Source organism: Tropicibacter alexandrii (assembly GCF_003667315.2).
Taxonomy (GTDB): Bacteria; Pseudomonadota; Alphaproteobacteria; order Rhodobacterales; family Rhodobacteraceae; genus Tropicibacter; species Tropicibacter alexandrii.
Genome location: NZ_RCTZ02000001.1, coordinates 505,154 through 526,042, shown reverse-complemented (window position 1 = coordinate 526,042; position 20,889 = coordinate 505,154). Strand labels below are relative to the sequence as shown.

General features: G+C 64.2%; 20 protein-coding genes and 1 pseudogene. 8 read left to right on the top strand and 13 right to left on the bottom strand.

The window, feature by feature from the left end:
* The 3 genes and pseudogenes from D8Z78_RS24945 to D8Z78_RS02585 form a co-directional block, all read right to left on the bottom strand.
* Positions 1–155, bottom strand: a pseudogene (locus tag D8Z78_RS24945) (aspartate aminotransferase family protein); the annotation flags it as partial.
* Between the two features lie 13 nt (positions 156–168).
* Positions 169–1,623 carry an NAD-dependent succinate-semialdehyde dehydrogenase gene (locus D8Z78_RS02590; RefSeq protein WP_121633716.1) on the bottom strand — a complete coding sequence of 485 codons (1,455 nt, stop codon included), beginning with the start codon at positions 1,621–1,623 and terminating at the stop codon, positions 169–171.
* 113 nt (positions 1,624–1,736) lie between these two features.
* A complete protein-coding gene (locus tag D8Z78_RS02585) occupies positions 1,737–2,216 on the bottom strand; it encodes an Lrp/AsnC family transcriptional regulator (RefSeq protein WP_121633714.1) in 480 nt (159 codons plus the stop codon).
* 274 nt (positions 2,217–2,490) lie between these two features.
* On the opposite strand from D8Z78_RS02585, the gene D8Z78_RS02580 reads away from it, so the two are divergent.
* The 4 genes from D8Z78_RS02580 to D8Z78_RS02565 all read left to right on the top strand — a co-directional run bounded on the left by D8Z78_RS02580 (position 2,491) and on the right by D8Z78_RS02565 (position 5,964).
* Positions 2,491–3,501: a TRAP transporter substrate-binding protein gene (locus D8Z78_RS02580; RefSeq protein ID WP_121633712.1), complete on the top strand. Its 1,011-nt coding sequence runs from the start codon at positions 2,491–2,493 to the stop codon at positions 3,499–3,501.
* 108 nt (positions 3,502–3,609) lie between these two features.
* The gene (locus tag D8Z78_RS02575; protein ID WP_121633721.1) at positions 3,610–4,221 is read left to right on the top strand and encodes a TRAP transporter small permease; all 612 of its coding nucleotides are present in this window, start codon (positions 3,610–3,612) and stop codon (positions 4,219–4,221) included.
* Positions 4,222–4,224: 3 nt separating this feature from the next.
* Positions 4,225–5,511: a TRAP transporter large permease gene (locus tag D8Z78_RS02570; protein ID WP_121633710.1), complete on the top strand. Its 1,287-nt coding sequence runs from the start codon at positions 4,225–4,227 to the stop codon at positions 5,509–5,511.
* 9 nt (positions 5,512–5,520) lie between these two features.
* The gene (locus D8Z78_RS02565; RefSeq protein ID WP_121633708.1) at positions 5,521–5,964 is read left to right on the top strand and encodes a universal stress protein; all 444 of its coding nucleotides are present in this window, start codon (positions 5,521–5,523) and stop codon (positions 5,962–5,964) included.
* A 96-nt stretch (positions 5,965–6,060) separates the two neighbouring features.
* On the opposite strand, the gene D8Z78_RS02560 is transcribed toward D8Z78_RS02565, so the two are convergent.
* Positions 6,061–6,753: an RraA family protein gene (locus D8Z78_RS02560; RefSeq protein WP_121633706.1), complete on the bottom strand. Its 693-nt coding sequence runs from the start codon at positions 6,751–6,753 to the stop codon at positions 6,061–6,063.
* A complete protein-coding gene (locus D8Z78_RS02555; protein ID WP_121633704.1) occupies positions 6,750–7,226 on the bottom strand; it encodes a hypothetical protein in 477 nt (158 codons plus the stop codon). The genes D8Z78_RS02560 and D8Z78_RS02555 overlap by 4 nt, the downstream gene beginning before the upstream one ends.
* Before the next feature lie 112 nt (positions 7,227–7,338).
* Here D8Z78_RS02555 and D8Z78_RS02550 point away from each other — a divergent pair, with 112 nt between their 5' ends.
* Positions 7,339–9,120 carry an IlvD/Edd family dehydratase gene (locus D8Z78_RS02550; RefSeq protein ID WP_121633702.1) on the top strand — a complete coding sequence of 594 codons (1,782 nt, stop codon included), beginning with the start codon at positions 7,339–7,341 and terminating at the stop codon, positions 9,118–9,120.
* A 113-nt stretch (positions 9,121–9,233) separates the two neighbouring features.
* Positions 9,234–9,971: an SDR family oxidoreductase gene (locus D8Z78_RS02545; RefSeq protein ID WP_121633701.1), complete on the top strand. Its 738-nt coding sequence runs from the start codon at positions 9,234–9,236 to the stop codon at positions 9,969–9,971.
* 2 nt (positions 9,972–9,973) lie between these two features.
* Here D8Z78_RS02545 and D8Z78_RS02540 read toward each other — a convergent pair whose 3' ends face one another.
* The 8 genes from D8Z78_RS02540 to D8Z78_RS02505 form a co-directional block, all read right to left on the bottom strand.
* Positions 9,974–10,882 carry a DMT family transporter gene (locus D8Z78_RS02540; RefSeq protein ID WP_121633699.1) on the bottom strand — a complete coding sequence of 303 codons (909 nt, stop codon included), beginning with the start codon at positions 10,880–10,882 and terminating at the stop codon, positions 9,974–9,976.
* A 60-nt stretch (positions 10,883–10,942) separates the two neighbouring features.
* On the bottom strand, positions 10,943–11,665 hold the full coding sequence (locus D8Z78_RS02535) for an SDR family oxidoreductase (protein WP_121633696.1): 723 nt from the start codon (positions 11,663–11,665) through the stop codon (positions 10,943–10,945).
* Between the two features lie 23 nt (positions 11,666–11,688).
* A complete protein-coding gene (locus D8Z78_RS02530; RefSeq protein WP_121633694.1) occupies positions 11,689–12,780 on the bottom strand; it encodes a Gfo/Idh/MocA family protein in 1,092 nt (363 codons plus the stop codon).
* 72 nt (positions 12,781–12,852) lie between these two features.
* The gene (locus D8Z78_RS02525) at positions 12,853–14,343 is read right to left on the bottom strand and encodes a UxaA family hydrolase (RefSeq protein WP_121633692.1); all 1,491 of its coding nucleotides are present in this window, start codon (positions 14,341–14,343) and stop codon (positions 12,853–12,855) included.
* Positions 14,344–14,366: 23 nt separating this feature from the next.
* Positions 14,367–15,317 carry a phytanoyl-CoA dioxygenase family protein gene (locus D8Z78_RS02520; protein WP_240671968.1) on the bottom strand — a complete coding sequence of 317 codons (951 nt, stop codon included), beginning with the start codon at positions 15,315–15,317 and terminating at the stop codon, positions 14,367–14,369.
* 125 nt (positions 15,318–15,442) lie between these two features.
* Positions 15,443–17,041: a TRAP transporter large permease gene (locus tag D8Z78_RS02515; RefSeq protein WP_121633689.1), complete on the bottom strand. Its 1,599-nt coding sequence runs from the start codon at positions 17,039–17,041 to the stop codon at positions 15,443–15,445.
* The gene (locus D8Z78_RS02510; RefSeq protein WP_121633686.1) at positions 17,041–17,847 is read right to left on the bottom strand and encodes a TRAP transporter small permease subunit; all 807 of its coding nucleotides are present in this window, start codon (positions 17,845–17,847) and stop codon (positions 17,041–17,043) included. Before D8Z78_RS02510 ends, D8Z78_RS02515 begins: the two co-directional genes overlap by 1 nt.
* A 151-nt stretch (positions 17,848–17,998) precedes the next feature.
* Positions 17,999–19,021: a TRAP transporter substrate-binding protein gene (locus D8Z78_RS02505; protein ID WP_121633684.1), complete on the bottom strand. Its 1,023-nt coding sequence runs from the start codon at positions 19,019–19,021 to the stop codon at positions 17,999–18,001.
* Between the two features lie 229 nt (positions 19,022–19,250).
* On the opposite strand from D8Z78_RS02505, the gene D8Z78_RS02500 reads away from it, so the two are divergent.
* Positions 19,251–19,949: a GntR family transcriptional regulator gene (locus D8Z78_RS02500; protein WP_121633682.1), complete on the top strand. Its 699-nt coding sequence runs from the start codon at positions 19,251–19,253 to the stop codon at positions 19,947–19,949.
* A gap of 23 nt (positions 19,950–19,972) precedes the next feature.
* Positions 19,973–20,818 carry a fumarylacetoacetate hydrolase family protein gene (locus D8Z78_RS02495; RefSeq protein ID WP_121633680.1) on the top strand — a complete coding sequence of 282 codons (846 nt, stop codon included), beginning with the start codon at positions 19,973–19,975 and terminating at the stop codon, positions 20,816–20,818.
* Positions 20,819–20,889: the final 71 nt, after the last annotated feature.

Here is a 20,889-nt window from a genome sequence, read left to right as displayed (position 1 = left end):
CGATTGCCGTCACGATCCTCGATATGGCAGCCGGAGCCGCCGGTGATGACGCGATTGGGCAGGTTGCCGCGCGCGAATTCGGCCAGATGCGTCGAAGGGTGAAAGAACGTCTCGCGATCCCATTGCGAAAGCTGGTCGTTGTGAAGTTTGTTCATTTCATTCATGGTCTTATCCCCAATCCCGGCAGACATATTTGATATCAGTGAAGGCTTCGAGGCCTTGGCGTGCGCCTTCGCGCCCGAGCCCTGACTGCTTGACCCCGCCAAAGGGGATCGGCGCGCCGGTGACCTTGGTGCGGTTGACCGCGACCATGCCGAATTGCAGGGCGCGGGTCATGCGGTAGATGCGGCGCGGGTCCATGCTGTGGACATAGGCCACAAGCCCGTATTCGGTGGCATTGGCCCGGGCGATGACCTCGTCTTCGGTGTCGAACACGGTGATCGGCGCGACGGGGCCAAAATTTTCCTCTGACATGATCGCGGCCTCCTCCGGCACATCGGCCAGAACGGTGGGCTGGAAGAACAGCGGTCCAGCAGCGTCGACCTGACCGCCGGTCAGCAACCGCGCGCCTTTGGACAGCGCGTCCTGCACTTGTTCGACCTGCTTGGCGATGGCCTTTTCGTTGATCAGCGGGCCGATGTCCGGGTCATCCGCGCCTTTGCCGATGGTCAGCGCCTGCACGGCCTCCGTGAAGCGGGCGCAGAAATCGTCGTAGACGTCGCGATGCACGTAAAACCGGTTCGCACCAAGGCAATCCTGCCCGGAGGTGGCGAATTTCGCCTTCACCGCCTCGCGCACGGCGCGGTCCAGATCGGCATAGGGAAAGACGATGAAGGGCGCATGCCCGCCCAGCTCCAGAACCAGCCGTTTCACCGTGTCGGCGGACTGACGGTACAGCAGACGGCCCACTTCGGTGGAGCCGGTGAAGGACAGCGCGCGCACCCGCGCATCCGCTGTCCATTCGCCGACGATGGCGGCGGCGTCGCCGATCACGGTGCTCATCACGCCCTTGGGAAAGCCCGCGCGACGGGCGAGTTCGGCCAAGGCCAGCGCGCTCAGCGGCGTTTCGGCGGACGGGTGGATCACCACGGTGCAGCCCGCGGCCAGCGCGGCGGCGGCCTTGCGGGTGATCATCGCGCAGGGGAAATTCCACGGGGTGATCAGCGCGGCCACGCCCACGGGTTCGCGCCACAGCTCCATTTCCGCATCCGCAAGATGGCTGGTCACGCCTTCGATATTGGGGCGCAGCGCCTCTTCGGCATAGAACTGGACAAAGCTCGCGGCATAGTCGATCTCGCCGCGCGCCTCGGACAGGGGCTTGCCCTGCTCGGCGGTCATGATGCGGGCGAGGTCCTCTTTCGCGGCGACGATCAGGTCATGCCAGCGGTGCAGGATCGCGGCGCGGTCCTGCGGCAGCATGGTCGACCACATGGCAAAGGCCGCGTCCGCCGCATCGACAGCGGCCCGCGCGCCGGTGGCGTCGGACAGGGCGACCTGCGCCACCAACTCGCCATCTGCCGGGTCACGCACGGCCAATCGGCCCGCACCGGCAAAATCACCCGCTTCCTGCAAGAGGGCGGCATCGGAAATCCACGGGTCGAGCCCGGATTGCATACTGGTCATGGCAGGTCTCCTTTCGGGGTCAACCTGTCACGCGGCGGGCAGAGGGTTTGCCTGATCCGGGGGGCGGGGGCAGAGGAATCCTCTGGATTGCCGCGCTGCGGCAGAGGATTTCGCTATCCCTTGAGAAGGCCGAGGGCGGGGGGATCGGACTTGATCGGTTTGGTCACGATATAGCTGTAATAGCGGCGCAGGCCCGCGCGGCTTTCCAGAAGGCCATCCATTAGCTCTTGAAAGGCGGCCACATCGCGGGTCACCACCTGCATCAGGTAGTCATAGCCACCGCCAATCGCCCAGCAGCCGGTCACCGCATCCATGCGCGCCACGGTGCGTTCGAACAGTTGAAACGCCTCGGCCTTGTGGCTGTCGAGTTCCACGGTGACGAAGACCTGCACATGCGGGCCGAGCAGGTCGAGATCGACCTCGGCGCGGTAACCCCTGATCAGCCCGGCCTTTTCCAGCCGTTTCATCCGGTCCCAGCACGGCGTCGGCGACAGGTTCACCCGCGCCGCCAGTTCGGTTTTGGCGATGCGGCCCTCGCGCGAGAGGGTGGCTAGAATGGCGATGTCGCGGTCGTCGAGGCGGGTGTTACGCATAGCCTGCATGTTCGATCCGGGCGGCGGATTGTCAATCTGTGACGCCCGAAAACCAGAAAATTTAAATTTCTTTAAGTTGTATTAAGCCCCTGAAATTGCCGTCAGATCGTGGCCTAAGGCCCGCGCAACCGCAAGCTGCGGATTTGACTCTCGTTCCCGTGACCTAGGCTTGTTGTAGGCAAGTTGTCGCAGGCAAGACCTGCGGCCTGACCCAAGCCCGGGGCCGTTCCGCGCGCGCGAGAGGCCCGGGGCGCAGACAATCAGGGAGCTACACATGTTGAGCAAAAAACACGCCGTTTGCGGCGTTCTCGCCCTTTTGATGACCTCCAGCGCCGCCGTGGCCGACACATGGCGCTATGCGTTCGAAGAGGCGATGGACGAGGTGCAGGGCAAGTTCGCCCAGAAATTCAAGGAAGAGGTCGAGGCCAATTCCGACCACAGCGTGCAGCTGTTCCCGTTCGGCACGCTGGGCGAATCGGACAGCATTCTGGAACAGACCCAGTCGGGCATCCTGCAATTCGTCGACCAGTCGCCGGGCTTTACCGGGTCGCTGATCCCCGAGGCGCAGGTCTTCTTCGTGCCGTACCTGCTGCCGCAGGACGAAGAGGTGCTGGCCACATTCTTCAAGGAATCGAAGGCTATCAACGAGATGTTCCCGCCGCTTTATGCCGAACAGGGGCTGGAATTGCTGACCATGTTCCCCGAGGGCGAGGTGATGATGACCACGACCGAACCCGTGACCGGCCCCGCCGATCTGGACGAGGTCAAGTTTCGCGTGATGACCAATCCGCTGCTGGTCGAAAGCTATCAGGCCTTTGGCGCGACACCCACGCCGCTGCCATGGGGCGAGGTCTATGGCGCGCTTCAGACCGGCATCATCCAAGGGCAGGAAAACCCGGCCTTCTTCATCGAATCGACCAAGATGTACGAGGTGACCGACCACATCACCCGCACCGGCCACAACAACTTCACCACCGCCGTGATGGCCAACAAGGATTTCTATGATGGCCTGTCGGACGCGGACAAGACGGTGGTCGACAACGCCATCGACGCGGCCTTCGACTATATCATCGAGTACCAGAAGGGCCTGACCGAAGAGGCGCTCGACAAGATCAAGGAGGCCAAGCCCTCGATCACGATCACCTCCCTGTCCGAGGAAGAGCGCCAGCCCTTCATGGATACCGCAGCCTCGGTCGAGGAAGAGTTCCTCGAGATCGGTGGCGATCAGGCGCAGGCGATCCTTGACCAGCTCAAGGCCGATCTCGAAGCCGTTCAAAGCAATTGATTTTCCTTGGTCGGGCCGCCCTTGCGGTGGCCCGGCCCCGACAGCTTGCGTTCAGGAATTCCGCTGATGGTCCAACCCGACGACCGAACCCCGGATCCCGATCCGGACATGATCGCAGAGTCCCGCGCGCCGGGGATCGAAGACGACGATATCGATGACAGCCAGTACGTGTCCGGTCTGCCCGGTTTTCTGGGCGTGATCGATGTCGGCATAGCCCGGATCGAGGCGGTGCTGCTGGCGCTTGGCGTGCTGGCCATGGCGCTCAACACCATGGCCAACGTGGTTGGGCGCTTCGTGCTGGGGCAAAGCCTGTTCTTCTCCGAAGAGGTCAACCGCGCGCTGATCATCCTGATCACCTTCGCGGGCATTTCCTATGCCGCGCGCCACGGTCGGCACATCCGCATGTCGGCCTTTTTCGACGCGGTCGCACCGCCCTTGCGCAAGGTCCTGATGATCATCATCGCGCTGGTGACGGCGGCGGCCATGTTCCTGCTGTGCTGGTATTCGGTCGAATACGTGCTGGCGCAGATGTCACGGGGGCGCGTTCTGCCCGCGATGCAGATCCCGGTCTGGTGGATCATCGTCTGGGCGCCGCTGGGGTTCTTCCTGACAGGGCTGCAATACGCGCTGACGGCGATCAAGAACCTGATCGACAAGGATATCTGGCTCTCGACCTCGACGCTCGAAGGCTATGACGACACCGCCGAAGAGGAGGTCTGAACCATGGCATGGGCAATCTTTGGCACGATGATCGTTCTTTTGCTGCTGGGCTTTCCGATGATGGTGCCGCTGATCGCGGGGTCGCTGATCGGGTTCGTGATGCTGTTCGGCGGCCTTGGGCAGCTTGATACGATGGTGCAGCAGATCCTTGGCGGCATCCAGCCCGCCAGCCTGATCGCCGTGCCGATGTTCATCTTTGCCGCCGACATCATGACGCGGGGCCAATCCGCCAGCCGGTTGATCGATCTGGTGATGACCTTTGTCGGCCATCTCAAGGGCGGGCTGGCCGTGTCGACCGCCACCGCCTGCACACTGTTCGGCGCGGTGTCGGGCTCGACGCAGGCGACGGTGGTCGCGGTGGGCGGACCGCTGCGCCCGCGCATGCTGCAAGCCGGGTACAAGGACAACTTCGTGTTGGCGCTGATCGTCAATTCCTCGGACATCGCCTTCCTGATCCCGCCCTCCATCGGGATGATCATCTACGGCGTCGTCTCGGGCACCTCGATTTCCGAGCTGTTCATCGCAGGCATCGGGCCGGGCCTGCTGATCCTGTTCCTGTTTTCGGTCTATTCCTACATCTACGCGATCCGCAACAACGTGCCGACAGAGCCGAAATCAAGCTGGTCCGAGCGCGCCGCCGCCGTGCAAAAGGCGCTGTGGCCGCTGGGCTTTCCGGTGATCATCGTCGGCGGAATCTATGGCGGCATCTTCTCCCCGACCGAGGCCGCCGCCGCCTGTGTGCTGTATGCGTTGCTGCTGGAAATGGTCGTCTTTCGCGAGATGAGCGTGAAGCAGCTATATGCCACGGCGAAATCCACGGGCCTGATCACGGCGGTGGTGTTCATCCTTGTTGGCGCGGGCGCGGCGTTTTCCTATGTCATCAGCTTTGCGCAAATCCCGCAGCAGGTGCTGGGCGCCATCGGCATCGACGAGATGGGGCAATACGGTGTGCTCTTCACCATCTCGATTGCCTTCTTCGTCGGCTGCATGTTCGTCGACCCGATCGTGGTGATCCTGATCTTCGTCCCGATCTTTGCGCCAGTGGTGCAGTCCGTGGGCCTCGACCCGGTGCTGGTCGGCACGATCATCACGCTGCAAGTCGCCATCGGCAGCGCCACGCCGCCCTTCGGCTGTGACATCTTCACTGCCATCGCGGTGTTCAAGCGTCCCTATGCCGAGGTCGTGCGCGGCACGCCGCCCTTCATCGTGATGCTTTTGTCGGTGGCCGTGCTGCTGATCTTCTTTCCACAGATCGCGCTGTTCCTGCGGGACCTCGCGTTCGGCAAATAAGGAGGCCCCATGTTCGAGAAAATCCTGCTGGCCTATGATGGGTCGAAAGGCGCGGATGCGGCGCTGGAAAAGGCGTCGGGGCTGGCGGTGCTGTGCGGGGCGGAATTGCTGGTGCTGACCGTCTACCGCCATCACTCGATTTTGGAGGCGTCGCTGTCCATGGTCCGGGGCGCGGACCCGCCCGCCGGCAACATGGACGACGCGATGCGCGCGGCGGCCCGCGAGGCGGCGGAATTTGCCAAGCGACTGGCGGTTCAGGCCGGGGTGCGCGAGGTGCATGCCTTCATCAAGGGCGGGCAATCGGCGCGGACCATCGCGGGCTTTGCCAAGGAGCGCGGCTGCGACCTGATTGTCGTGGGCGCGCGCGGACTTGGCGCATCGGAAAGCTATATGCTGGGCTCGGTCAGCCACAAGGTGACGAGCATTTCCACCACGCCGGTGCTGGTGATCTGAGCGGGGAGGGGGGCTTTGCCCCCACGCCTACGGCGCTCCCCCCGTCGCACCAGAGGTGCGCAAAAAAAAGTCTGTATTTTTGGACCAAAGAAGCTGTCAGGTGATTTCCCTGGCCGCGCCCGAGGCGAGCATCGCGTCTAGGTCCAGCGGCGTGCGGAAGCCGTCCGCGACCTTGGCCTCCAGCTCATCCTCCATCTTGCGGACGGCGTCGAGCTTGGCGATGACCTCGTCGATGCGGGCGAAGGGCACGGTGACCACACCGTTGCGGTCGGCGATCACCATGTCGCCCGAGGCGACCATGCGCCCGCCGATCACCGCCGCGCCGCCCACCGTGCCGGGGCCGTTGCCGTAGGGCGAGTTCGGGTTCAGCCCGGTGCACCAGCATTTCATGCCGGTGGCGATGATGCCCTCGTAGTCGCGCATCGGCCCGTCGGTGACGAAACCGGCGGCACCCGCGTTGCGCATCATGCCCATCACCTGATCGCCCGAGGCCGAACAGCCCTGATGACCATCGACAGCGGCAATCACCATGTCACCGGGCTGAATCATATGCACGGCGGCCAGCGTGGCGAGGATCTCCGCCGGGCCATTGTCGGCCACCAAGGCAGGGCCGTGGGCGTGGCCCTGAAAATCCGGTTCCAGCGGGGAAATGGCCGTTCCCAGCCCCCCAAGCCCGTCCATCGCATCGCAGACGAAGCCGGTGGGCACCCCGGCAAAGGCGTCGATCTGGGCTTGGGTCGGGCGCGGGAAAGTGCGGATCAGGGTCAGCTTGCGCGGTTCTTCGATCATTCGGGGGACTCCTCTGGGTCGGGCAGGCGCCATAGCAGGCGGGTATAGGCAAGGCCCGACGCGGTGGCGGTGCAGCGGGCCTTTTGCAGGACGACCTGTTCGGTTGGCGCATCCCTCAGGCGGCCCAGTTCTTCGAGCCGGTCGCATTGCACGAGGCTGGCGAGCAGGTCGTATTTGACCTCAATGCCCGCAAGGGCGGCGATGTCCTCGGGGGCATTGGCGCGCAGGGTGTCCATGCGGCTGGCGATGCCCTCGGACCATGTCTCGCGCGCTTCGGTAAAGCACAGGATCGCGGCGGCGGGGGCCTCGGCGCTGTCGACAAGGCAGGGCTGGTGCGCCGCGTCGATGCATTGGTTCGGATTGCCCTGCTCGGCGCGGGCGGTGTCGATGCAGCTGTTCACCGCGTCCAGATCGACCGCCCATGCGGGCAAGGCGATACAGACCGCAAGCGCGGGTGCCAGATGTTTGATCATGTCTCCTCCCATGGCCGACATTGCGGGCCTTGCATTTGGTATACCAAATGACAAGGATGGGGCAAGCAAAGCGTCACCAAGCCGGAATCGGCGGGCGCAAGGGAGGAACACGATGTCAGATACACGCGCAAACAAGCGATTCCGCAGCCAGGAATGGTTCGACAACCCCAATAATCCGGGGATGACCGCGCTTTATGTCGAGCGCTACCAGAACCAGGCCTTCACCCGCGAGGAATTGCAGGGCGAGATGCCGATCATCGGCATCGCCAACACCGGCAGCGATCTGGCGCCCTGCAACAAGATCCACGTCTTCCTGATGGACCGGATCAAGGCGGGCATCCGCGCGGGCGGCGGCGTGCCGATGGAATTCCCGGTGCATCCGATTCAGGAGACCGGCAAGCGCCCCACGGCGGCGCTGGACCGGAACCTTGCCTATCTGTCGCTGGTCGAGGTGCTGCACGGCTACCCGATCGACGGGGTGGTGCTGACCACGGGCTGTGACAAGACCACCCCCGCCATGCTGATGGGCGCGGCCACGGTCGACATCCCGGCGATTGCGCTCAATGGCGGGCCGATGCTGGACGGCTGGTGGAAGGGCAAGCGCGCCGGGTCCGGCACCATCGTCTGGGAAAGCCGCCGCCTGCTGTCCGAGGGCAAGATCGACTACGACGAATTCATGGACCGGGTCTGTTCCTCGGCCCCGTCGCTGGGGCATTGCAACACGATGGGCACGGCCTCGACGATGAACGCCATGGCCGAGGCGTTGGGCATGTCGTTGACTGGCAACTCAGCCATCCCCGCGCCGTTCCGCGAGCGGATGAACATGGCCTATGAGACCGGCAAGCGGATCGTGCAGATGGTGCTGGACGATCTCAAACCCTCTGACATTCTGACCCGTGAGGCGTTCGAGAACGCCATCGTCGTCAACTCGGCCATCGGGGGCAGCACCAACGCGCCGCCGCATTTGCAGGCGATTGCGCGCCATGCCGGGGTCGAGCTGGATGTGAAGGACTGGGAGACCATCGGGTTCGACAAGCCGTTGCTGGTGAACATGCAGCCGGCTGGCGAATATCTGGGCGAAAGCTTTTTCCGGGCGGGCGGCGTGCCTGCGGTGATGGGCGAGCTGATGAAGGCGGGCCATATCCATCAGGGTGTCATGACCGCGACGGGCAATACGATGGGTGTGAACCTTGCGGGCGTGGAAAGCATGGATACCGATGTGATCAAGACCTGCGCCGCGCCGATGCGCGAGAATGCCGGGTTCAAGGTGCTGTCGGGGAACCTGTTCGACAGCGCCTTGATGAAGACCAGCGTGATCTCCGAAGATTTCCGCAAGCGGTTCCTGTCGAAGCCCGGTGATGAGGGCGTGCACGAGGCGCGCGCCATCGTCTTTGAAGGACCGGAGGATTACCACGACCGGATCAACGACCCGGCGCTGGAGATCGACGAGAACTGCATCCTCTTTATTCGAGGCGTGGGCTGCGTCGGCTATCCCGGCTCGGCGGAGGTGGTGAACATGCAGCCGCCGGATGCGCTGATCAAGCAGGGCATCAACCACCTGCCGACGGTTGGGGATGGGCGGCAATCGGGTACCTCGGAAAGCCCGTCGATCCTGAACGCCTCGCCCGAGGCGGTGGTGGGCGGTGGTCTGGCGCATCTGCGCACCGGCGACCGGGTGCGGCTGGACCTGAATGCCAGCCGGATGGATGCGCTGGTGGATGAGGCCGAGTGGCAGGCGCGGATCGACGCGTGGGAGGCCCCCGAAATTCGCAGCCAGACGCCGTGGCAGGAGATTTACCGGACCCATGTCGGCCAGCTGGCGCAGGGCGGCTGTCTGGAACTGGCGACGGCCTATCAGAAGGTGGGCAAGGACCTGCCGCGCGACAATCACTGAGGGGCAAGGGGGGACGGGGGCGCTGCCCCCGGCGCTGATGCGCTTCCCCCCGTCGCACCGGAGGTGCGCAATCAGACTGTATTTTTGAAGAACAGAAGCATGGGGAGGGGCGCATGGCCCAGACGATCATCATCACTGGAGGCGGGCAGGGCATTGGCAAGGCCTGCGCCTTGGCCTTTGTCGAGGCGGGCTGGCGCGTGGGTGTCGTCGGGCGGCGGGCCGAGCCGTTGGAGGCGTTGGCCGCACAGCATGAGGGCGTGCTGGCGTTGCCTTGCGACGTGTCGGACGAGGCGAGCGTGGATGCGGCTTTTGACAAGGCTTTGGCGGAATGGGGGCGGATCGACTGCCTGTTCAACAATGCCGGTGTGTCGGTCATGGGCGGGACCATCGACGAGACCAGCGTCGAGGATTTCCGGCGCTGTATCGACATCAATCTGACGGGCTCGTTCATCTGCGCGCGCGCGGCCTTTGCACGGATGCGGGCGCAGGACCCGCAGGGCGGGCGGATCATCAACAACGGGTCTGTGTCGGCCTATGTGCCGCGCTGGGGATCGGCACCTTATACATCGTCCAAGCACGCCGTGACCGGGCTGACGCGCTCGATCTCGCTGGACGGGCGGCCCTATAACATCGCCTGCGGACAGATCGATATCGGCAACGCGCTGACCGACATGGCCGAGAAGATGACCAAGGGCGTGCCGCAGGCCGACGGCTCGATCGCGGTGGAGCCGGTTATGGACGTGTCCAACGTGGCAAGTTCGGTTTTGCACATGGCATCGCTGCCATTGGAGGCGAATGTGCAGTTCATGACCGTGATGGCCAGCGCCATGCCCTATATCGGGCGCGGCTGACGCTAGCGTGTTGCTGGGACGGGGCGGCGGACCTTGCCCCGCACCGCGCGCTCGCGCTGCCAGATATAGAGGCCGGAGGCGACGATGATCAGTCCTCCGCCCAATGTCCAGACCGTGGGCCAGGTGTCGAACAACAGCACGCCCGCGATGGCCGCGAGAAAGATCTGGATGTAGATCACCGGCGCAAGGATCGAGGCATCCGCCAGCCGGTGCGCGGTGGTGGCGCAGATATGCCCGCCCGCGCCGAAACCGCCGATCAGCAGGAACGGAATCCAGTCTGTGCCCGTGGGCCATGTCCAGTTGCCCAGAACGAAGGGGGCCAATGCGGCGGCGGCTATGCCGGAGGACCAGATCTGCTGGGTCGAGTTGGCCTCGACCCCCGACAGCATGCGGGTCATGATGAAATAGAACGAGGCAAAGCACAAAGCCGCGAGGGTCAGGAACATCGCGGGGTGAAAGTCAGCCCCCCACGGCTGCATGACCACTAGCACGCCGACAAACCCGACGCAGACGGCGATCAGGCGGCGCAGCCCGACCTGTTCGCCGAGGATCGGGATGGCCAGCAGGGTGATGACGATGGGGCCAGCGAACATGATGGTCGTGGTGACGGTGATCGGCAGGTATTGCAGCGCCGAGAAGTTCAGGACGGTTGATCCGAGCAAGAAGAATGACCGCAGCAATTGCTTGCCCGGCGCGTTCGAGCGGAACGCGGTTCTGTCGCGCAGGCCGTAGACCGTGACGGCCACCAGAAAGTGCCCGGCATAGCGGACAAAGACGACCTGAAGCGCGGCGAGGCCGCCAAGGATCAGCCACTTGGCCGAACTGTCGATGCAGGTGAAGAACACGACCGCAAGCGCCATGAGGGCCACGCCGAGCGCCGTGCGTTCTTCTCTGGGTTTGGCCTCGGCCATGGGGGTGCTCCTTGAGGTAGGATGGGTGATCACCCATCCTACTTTGGGTCAGCGCAAGGGTCAGGCGGCGGCCCAGCCGCCGTCGATCACATGGGCCTGACCGGTGGTGAAGGCACTTTCATCCGAGCCAAGGTAAACCGCAAGATGGGCGATTTCCTGCGCGGTCCCGATCCGTCCCATCGGCTGGCGCGCCTCGAAGGCGCGGCGGGCCTCGTCATAGTCGCCCATCGCGCGCAGCCGGTCATGCAGGGAGGGGCTGTCCACCGTGCCGGGGCAGATGCAGTTCACCCGGATGCCCTTGGTCACGTAATCCACCGCAACCGACTTGGTCAGGCCGATCACTGCGGCCTTGGACGCGCCATAGACGCATCGATTCGGCGCGGCGATGATCGAACTGGCCACCGAGGCGATATTGACGATGGACCCACCGCCCCGTTCCAGCATCCCCGGAAGCGCCGCCTGCATCGTGTGGAACTGCGCCTTGACGTTCAGACCGAAGGCAAAGTCGAAATCGTCATCCGTCGCCGTCAGGATATCGCCCGCATGCACGAAGCCCGCGCAGTTCACCAGAATATCCGGCGCAGCCTCGGCCACCGCCTCGAACACGGCGGCCTTGTCCCTCACATCCAGCGCAAACGTCTCGCAATCCAGCCCATCCAAAAGCGCGGCGTTCAGGTCGGTCGCCAAGACCGTCGCCCCCTCGCGGATGTAGCTTTCGGCGATGGCGCGGCCAATGCCTTGGCCCGCGGCGGTGATGAAGGCCCGTTTGCCCTTGAGTCTCATCGTCTGTCCTTTCCTTGAGGCGTTCAAACCCCGGTATAGGTATCCGGCACGTCCTCGGGGCGGACGGGGCGGCCCGTCTTGCCCGACAACGCGCAGGCCAGCGTCATTTCCATGGCGCGGATGCCGTCCTCTGCCGTGCAAAGCACGTCGTCGACCCCGCCCTGCGCAACCTTGGCAAACCGCTCGATCTGTTCCAGAAGCGGATCGATCCGGTCGAAGGCGCGGCCATCGTGGCGCATCAACGGCTTCGACCACTCCACCTCACCCGGTCCCGACCGTCCCCAGCGCGTCAGCGACGGAAAGGCCAGCGCGCCGTCCGTCCCGACGATCCGCAGGTAATCCTCGCCCGAACCGGCGATCGCCGGATTCTCATGAGAGGCAGCCTCGAAGGACCAAGGCGACGCCCCGGCATCCGAAATCAGAAACGACCCAAGCGCCCCGTCGCCGAACCGGAACGCCAGCGCGGCGGTGTCCTCGATGACAAAGCCACGCCGAGCCGAGGACAGCAGCGCCGTGGCCTCGGTCATCTCACCGATGAAAAAGCGCAAAAGGTCGATCTCATGCGTCAGGTTCGTCAGCAGAGGCCCCGCGCCCGGCGCCCGCCGCCAGTCGACATCGTAATAGCTGTCATGCTTGCGCAGGGACCACAGCCCCTGCACGCCCACCAGATCGCCGATCTGTGACAGGGCGTCCCGCGCGGCAATGGAAAACGGATGACACCGCCGATGATGCCCGGTGAACAGCAGCCCCCCCTTGGCCTCGGCGGCCTCGCGCAAGGCCCGCGCCTCGGCGAGGGTTGCGGCAACGGGCTTTTCGACGATCGTCGCCCAACCCTTGTCCAGACAGGCCATGCCGGACGCGAGGTGATCCTGCGTCGGGGTCGCGACGATCGCCGCTTGCGTGTCGCTTGGCACATCGTCGAGACTGGCCACCATCGGCAGGCCCCGCGCCGCCAGTCGCGCGCGCACCGCTGCCGAAGGTTCCACCACCGCGGTCAACCGCACGCCCTCCGACAGGCTCGCCACCTCGATATGGCGCTGCCCGATGGAGCCGGCACCGATCACGCATAATGGTAGCTTTTGCGTCACTTCGGTCGTCTTTCTTCTTTGGTCCATAAATACCTTGGGGGTCCGGGGGCAAAGCCCCCGGCGGGTCGGGTCGGCGCAGCCGAGCCGAAACCCGTTGCCTCACATCACCGCGCCGATCTGCCATGGTACGAATTCGTAATCGCCCAGACCTTGCAGCTCGGATTTCGTCTTCTCGCCCGAGGCCATGCGCAGCCACATCTGGTAAATCTCGCGGCCCACCTCCTCGACGGATTTGCCCGCCGACAGGATGGTGCCCGCGTCGATATCCATATCCTCGTGCAACCGCGTGAACATCTCGGTATTGGTTGCGACCTTCATCGAAGGGCTCGGTTTCGCACCAAAGGCCGAGCCGCGCCCGGTAGTGAAGCACACCAGATTGCAGCCCGAGGCGATCTGCCCCGTGACCGAGGCGGGATCGTAGCCGGGGCTGTCCATGAAGGTGAAGCCTTTCGCCGTCACGGGTTCCGCGTATTTGTAGACGCCGGTCAGGGGGGTCGTGCCGCCCTTGGCCGCAGCCCCCAGCGACTTTTCAAGGATTGTCGTCAGCCCGCCCTTCTTGTTGCCGGGCGAGGGGTTGTTGTCCATCGAGCCCTTGTTGCGGGCGGTGTAATCCTCCCACCACTTGATCAGGCCGACCAGCTTTTCGCCCACCTCCGGGTTGACCGCGCGGGCTGTCAGCAGGTGCTCGGCGCCGTATATCTCGGGTGTCTCCGCCAGCACGCCGGTGCCGCCCTGCGCCACCAGCAGGTCACAGGCATGGCCCACCGCCGGGTTCGCCGTGATGCCCGACCACGCGTCCGATCCGCCGCATTGCAGGGCGACCATCAGCTCGGAGGCGGGGCACGCCTCGCGTTGCGCCTCGTTGACCAGTGGCAGCATCTTCTCGATCTTGGCGATGCCCAGTTCCACCGTCTTGCGCAGCCCGCCCACGTCTTGAATGTTCATCGACTGGAACAGCGGGCCGGGCGTCAGGCCGTAGGCTTCGATCAGCCAGTCGATCTGGTTCATCTCGCAGCCCAGACCGGCCATCAGCACCGCGCCGATATTGGGGTTGCGGGCATAGCCCCACATGACGCGTTGCAACGCCTCGAAGCCCTCGCCATCGCCCGCCATGCCACAGCCCGTGCCGTGGACAAAAGCCACGACGCCATCGACATTGGGGTAGTCGGCCAGCTTTTCTTCGGTGAAATGCGCAGCGATCTTGCGCGCGGCGGTGGCGGAACAGTTCACGCTTGTCAGCACGGCGATATAGTTGCGCGTGCCCACCCGGCCCGTGGCCCGCCTGTAGCCCATGAAGGTATCCTGCGTGGTGGCCGGGGCCACGGGGCGCAGGTTGGTGCCGTATTCATAGGCGGTGTCGACATTGCGGAATTCGAGGTTGTGGGTGTGCACATGCGCGCCCTTGGCGATGTCCTCGGCGGCATAGCCGATGACCTGCGCGTATTTGATGACCGGCGCGCCCTTGGGGATATCCGCCGTGGCCAGCTTGTGGCCGCGCGGGATCAACTGAAGGGCACCATCCTCGCCGGTTTCCAGCGGGCGGGTGGCGGTGACGACATTGTCGGCGTCAGACAGGCGGACGGTATTCATGGCGGTTCTCACGGTCAATCGTATCAGGCGCAGGCGGGCGCGTCGCCCGTCCAGCGATGGATCGGGATATGCGGCTGCGGTGCCAGTCGCGCGCGCGCGTCAAGCCACATCTGCCGCCAGACCTGCCAATCGTGCAACTCGGTGTCAGGTGCTGCGCGGGAGCGGGCGACGAAATCGGGGAAATGCGCGCGGCCCGTCGGCTGGCCCGTGACGTTGTAGCGGATGTCAAAGCTCCAGCGGAAATTGTCGCTGACATTGTCGAGCGAGGCGTGTGGCGTGAGCGGGTGAAAGATCACCGCGCCGCCCGCCTTGACCGGCAGCGGCGTCGCCTTGGTCAGGTCCAGCATCCCGTCGGCAATCGCGGTCTGTTTCTTGGGGCAATGCGGATACATCTGCGGCTTGCCGGGGATGACCTGCAGGCAGCCGTTTTCCGTCGTTGCATCCTCCATCGCCAGCCAGACGGTGATCATCTGCGTGCGGTCGCCTTCGGCATGGGCGACGGCGCGGTCCTGATGCCAGTCGGTGGCCATGATATGCGCGGTGGTCTCGCCGTCACGCAGGGTGCGCGAGGGCGGTTTGAGCCGCACATGCTGGATCGGGTTCGAGGTGAGCTCGGGTCCGATCAGATCCTCGGCCAGATCGAGCAGGCGCGGTGAGGTGAGCATGTCGAAGACGGCAGGGCCGAAGTGAAAGGGCGTGTCGGCGGCGATCTCGCCCCCGGGCAGAGAGATGTCCATCGGCTGGAACCACTCGCACCCGGCCTTGTAGCTGGTCAGCAGCTTTTGCCAGAAATCCTGACCGGCGGCGGGGGGCACGCGGCCCTCGGATTCCCACCCGGTGTAGAGCGTGTCCAGCAGGGCGGTGTATTCGTCCTTGACCGCTTGCAGCGTGTCGGGCGGCAGGACGTCGTCCACGACGAGGTAGCCTTGGGTCTCGAAGGTGTCGATTTGGGTCTGTGTGAGCACGAGCGGCATGGATGTGTCCTTGTTGTCGGGTAGGGGGCTTTGCCCCCTCGGCGCTGCGCGCCTCACCCCCACGGTATTTCGGGCCAGAAGAAGCGGGGGCCGGGGCGCGCGGATCGGCGTCCCGGCCAAGGTCCCTAGTCGAGGAACACGGTCACGATCGGCGGCCAGGCCAGCAGCACCATCAGCGCGCAGAGTTGCAGGGCGATGAAGGGCAGGAAGCCTTTGAAGATGTCGGTCAGCGAGATATGCGCCGGGGCGACCGATTTGAGATAGAAGGCGGCCGGGCCGAAAGGCGGCGAGAGGAAGCTGACCTGCATGTTCATGCAGAACACCACGCCGAACCAGATCGGGATGTATTTCGGGTCGACCGTGCCAAGCCAGCCGATTTCCTCGGCCGGAAGCCGCACCACGATGGGCAGGAAGACCGGCATGATCAGCAGCACGATGCCGACCCAGTCCATGAACATCCCCATGATCAGGAAGATGAACATCATCACGAGGATCACGCCCATGGTCGGCATGTCCGCGCCCACGATCAGGTTGGCCACATAGGTCGGGCCACCGGCCAGCGTGTAGGCCGCGGCGAGCGCCGCCGCACCGATGGTAACCCAGATGATCGTGCCGGTGGATTTCAGCGTGCGCATCAGGCTGTCCCAAACGATGGCAAAGGTCATCTCGCGGCGGATCACCCCGATGGTGAAGACCGCGATCACACCCATGGCCGCCGCCTCTGTGATGCCGGTGATGCCGCCATAGATCGAACCCAGCACCACGCCGACCACGACGATGGGCGCGACCAGACCCTTGCCCATCTCCCAGCCCTTGGCACCGCGTTCGCGGCCCAGCACAAGGGACAGGACAAGGCCAATGGCGGCGATGATGCCAAGGAACCTGATATTGGCCATCATGGCGTTCCACACGGTCGTCACCCCGTCACCGGCCATCTTGTCGCCGCCGATCAGCGCCATGACGAAGAACAGCGCGATGAAGCCAAGCGAGGCGAACAGCGCGAAGCGCGCGAGGAAGGCGAAGAACAGCGCAGTCTTCTCGGCCCCGCGCGGCTGGGTGGGATCATCCGGCGGCAGCGGTGCCTTGGACGGGTCCACGCGCGTGATGATGATGATGTAGATGATGAAGAACGAGGCCAGCATGAAGCCGGGCAGGAAGGAGGCGGTGAACAGCGCCTTGATCGAGGTTTCCGTCACCAGCCCGTAAAAGATCAGGACGATCGAGGGCGGGATCATGGTGCCCAAGGACCCGCTGGCACAGATCGTGCCGATGGCGAGGTTCTGGTTGTAGCCAAGGCGCAGCATCTGCGGCAGGGCGATCAGGCCCAGCAGAACGACCTCCCCGCCGATGATGCCCGACATGGCGGCCATGATCACGGCCATCACGCTTGTCACGATGGCGATGCCGCCACGGGTGCGCGACAGCCAGACGTTCAGCGACGAATACATGTCGCGCGCGATGCCGGATCGTTCGAGTAGCGCCGCCATGAAGATGAATAACGGGACCGATATGAGGACGTAATTCGTCATCTGTCGGAAGACCGCCTGTTCCAGCACGTTGAACGGGCCACGCCCGAAGGTGCGGAACAGGATGTCCACATCGAACTTCAGGACCAGCGTCACCACGGCGAGGAAGGCTGAGGCAAAGCCCAGCGGCATGCCGATCGCCAGAAGCGCGAACATGCCCAGCAGGAGGATCAGGGAGAGTGTGCCGATATCGACCATTACTTGGGGTCCTCCAGGGTGCGGCGGATGGCTTCGATCTCTTCCGCGTCAGGCTCGTCGGTGTGGATTTCGGGTTCCTTGTTCCAGTCGGCGATCAGGTTCGACAGCGCCTGCAGCGCAACAAGGATCGAGATCACCAGAATGGCCGGATGCACGGTGCCGTTGATGGGCGGGTCCCAAGCGGTGCCAAAGCCCTCCATCCGGTTCCAGCGGGTCATGATGTTGGTGTAGCTGCCCCAGATCAGGCAGAAGACAAAGGTCCAGATCAGCAGCACGGTAAAGCTGTCGGCGGCCTTTTGCGCCCAGCGGGGCATCATGTCGTAGATGATGTAGATGCGGATATGGCTGCGCTGCTGCATGGCGTATTGGCCCGCCAGCAAAAAGACAAAGGCCGCGATCCACAGCGACATCTCGTTCGCCCAAAGCGTCGGCGCGGAAAAGACGTAGCGCGCGACCACCTCGTAGAACATCACGATCACGACCAGGGCAATGGACACCATCGCCAGCCGCGACAGCACCAGCGACAGGATGTCGAAGGGGCCTGTATGGTCGGGCTCGATCGATCCTTTTTCGTCGCTGAGATAGAGCGACGTGAACAGCAGCGCGAGCCCGATGCAGATCAAGGTCACCTGCACCAGCGGGCGCCCTTCGGGGCGGATCATCTCGTGCATGCCGTAGGCGGTGTCGGATACGAAATGCATCCCGATCAGGATAACGAACAGAATGCCGGTCAGCGCGCCAAAGCCGATCATCGCAAGCTTGATCGGTCCCCGAAGCGGCCCCAGCCAGAGGCTGTCCTGTTCCATGCGCAGTCTCCCCACTGTCATGAAAGGTTGGCCCCGCCCGTGTCCACGCCCCAAGGCCGGACCTGCTCGATGTGCCAAGGCGGGTACGAAAACGGCGAGCCCTTGGGTAAAGGCTCGCCGCGATGTCACGAGGCTGCGCGCCTCGATGCGCTTACTCGGCGATCAGGCCAAGTGCGGTCAGGTATTCGCGATGCGACTTGACCAGGGCTGCGGCTTCGGGCGTCTTGGCGGCCCAGCCATCCCATGCGGTCTGTGCCGCCTTGCGGAAGTCCGCACGGTCTTTTTCGGACCAGTTGTGCAGGGTCACACCGGCGGCGGTCAGCTCGGCTGCGGCCTCGGCGTTCTTCTTCTCGTTCGACAGGGCGGTGTGCAGGGTCAGCTTCTGCATCGCGGTGTCGATGATGCGGCGGTGCTGCTCGGACAAGCCGTCCCAGACGTCCTTGTTGCAGGCGAGGTGGTCCGACGGCATCGAGTGGAAGCCGGGATAGGTCGCGTGCTTGACGATGTCATAGAGGCCCAGACCGACGTTGTTATACAGGCCCGATGCGTCAGCCCCGTCGATGATGCCGGTTTCCAGCGCGGTGAAGATCTCGGTGAAGTCCATCACGATCGGGGTTGCGCCCAGCTCGGTGAAGATCTCGGTTTCGAGGCCCGGGGGCGAGCGGAACTTCCAGCCCTGAAGGTCGGCGGGGCCGGCGATCGGCTTGGACGAGGACAGCGATTCCTGACCATAGAGCCACCAGCCGATCAGCTGCATGCCCTGCGCGTTGTACAGTTCCTGCGCGGCGTCATAGCCACCGCCGTAATACAGCCACGAGATCTGCTGCCAAGGCGTGTCATAGCCGCCCATGATGTCGCCGACGAACTGGAACGCGGGGTTCTTGTTGGTCTGGTAGGCGCCACCGGTCATGTCGCAATCGAGGATGCCGTTGATCGCGGCGTCGAAGGTCTCGGTCGTTGCGACGACGGAGGACGAATAGAACATCTCGATGGCGATCTCGCCGCCGGACATGGTCTGCACGTCGTCGATGAACTGGGCTGCCAGCTGGCCCGAGGGGTGCTCGGATGCGTAGTGGGTCTGGATGCGCAGGGTGACTTCCTGTGCGCCCGCCGCGGATGCGGCAAATGCGACGGCGCCAACGGCTGCCGACTTCAACATGGTCTTGAGCTTCATGTCTTTCCTCCCAGAGCGCCCCTTTGCGGGGTGCATTTTCAGTCTTGGCCGGGTCTCCTCACCCCGCCGCGTCCAGATGGTATACCATCTTGCAAACCCAAGCTAACCAAACCCCCGTCGACAGGCAAGGATTTTTGGTATACCAAATTTCGTCCATGGGAGGCCGCCCGGGAGGGGCGGTGGAGAAGCGGCGAAATCTTCGCAAAAACAAAAGGGTAGGGCCGCAACGATGTCGGATGAAACTCTTCCGGAGCAGATTGCGAATCATCTGCGACGGGAAATCCTGCGGGGCACCTTGCCGCCCGGTGCGCAGGTCAAGGAACGCGACAACGCCGCAGAGATGGGCGTCAGCCGGACCCCGATGCGCGAGGCGATTCGTATACTGGCCAAGGAGGGGCTGGTGACGCTGCGTCCCGCGCGCTCGCCCATCGTGGCCATGCCCTCGTATCGCGAAGTGTCCGACAATATCGAGGTGCTGACCGCGCTGGAGCTTCTGTCCGGCAAACTGGCGGTCGAACGGGCCACCGACGCGCAGATCGCCCAGATCGCCGAGGTTCAGGACCGCATGGCGCGGCTCTATGATGACCTCGACATGATCGACGTCTTCGAACTGGACATGGAGTTTCACCGCACCATCGCGCAGGCCTCGAACAACCCGGTGCTGGCCGAGGCGCATCGCGCGATCCTCGCCCGGCTGTGGCGGGCCCGCTACCTGTCGGCCACGCGCAAACGGTCGCGCGACCGGGTGCTGCGCCAGCATACCGAAATCGTCGAAGGCTTGCAGGCGCGCGATGCGGCCCGCGTGGCAAACAGCCTGCGCGCCCATCTGGAACATCTGCTGATAAACGTGCAGGAGTTCTTTGAGACCGAGGGGGACGAACTGCCCCCCGAACAACCGGAACCGGGTTCGAACCCGGCGGCGGAATGACATGAAGGAAGGATGACACTCATATGAAATTGCTGCGTTTTGGCCCGAAGGGGCAGGAAAGGCCGGGGATTCTGGATGCCGAAGGCAAGGTCCGCGACCTGTCCGGCCTCGTCCCGGATTTCGCGGGCGCGTCGGTGTCGCTCGAGGCGCTGGACACGATCCGCGCCATCGACGTGGACGGCCTGCCGGTGGTCGAGGAGCCGGGCCGCATCGGGTCGTGCCTTGCCTCGGTGCCGAACTTCTTCTGCGTCGGGCTGAACTACGCGCTGCACGCCAAGGAGTCGGGCGCAGAGGCCCCGTCGGAACCGATCCTGTTCTCGAAGGCGACCTCGGCGCTGTCCGGGCCGTTCGACCCGGTCATCATCCCGCGCAACTCGGTCAAGGGCGACTGGGAGGTCGAACTGGGCGTGGTGATCGGCAAGACGGCGCTGTATGTCTCCGAAGAGGACGCGCTGGACTACGTGGCGGGCTATTGCACGATCAACGACGTGTCCGAACGCGAATTCCAGATCGAGAAGCTGGGCCAGTGGATCAAGGGCAAATCGGCCCCCACCTTCGGCCCGACCGGCCCGTATCTGGTGACGGCGGACGAGGTGGCCGACCCGCAGGCGCTGAACGTGTCGCTGAAACTGAACGGCGAGGCTGTGCAGAGTTCCAACACCTCGGACATGATCTTCTCCGTGCGGCAGATCATCAGCTACATGAGCCAGTTCATGGAATTGCAGCCCGGCGACATCATCGCCACGGGTACGCCGTCCGGCGTGGGCATGGGCATGAAGCCGCAGCGCTTCCTGCGTCCCGGCGACGTGATGGAAGTCACCGTCGAGGGTCTGGGCACGCAAAGGCAAGAGGCCGTCGCGGCGCAGTGATCCGCGTCCGGTACATGCCGAAGGCCGCCCCTGCCGGGCGGCCTTTTCCTTTCGATCCCCGCATGGTCTGA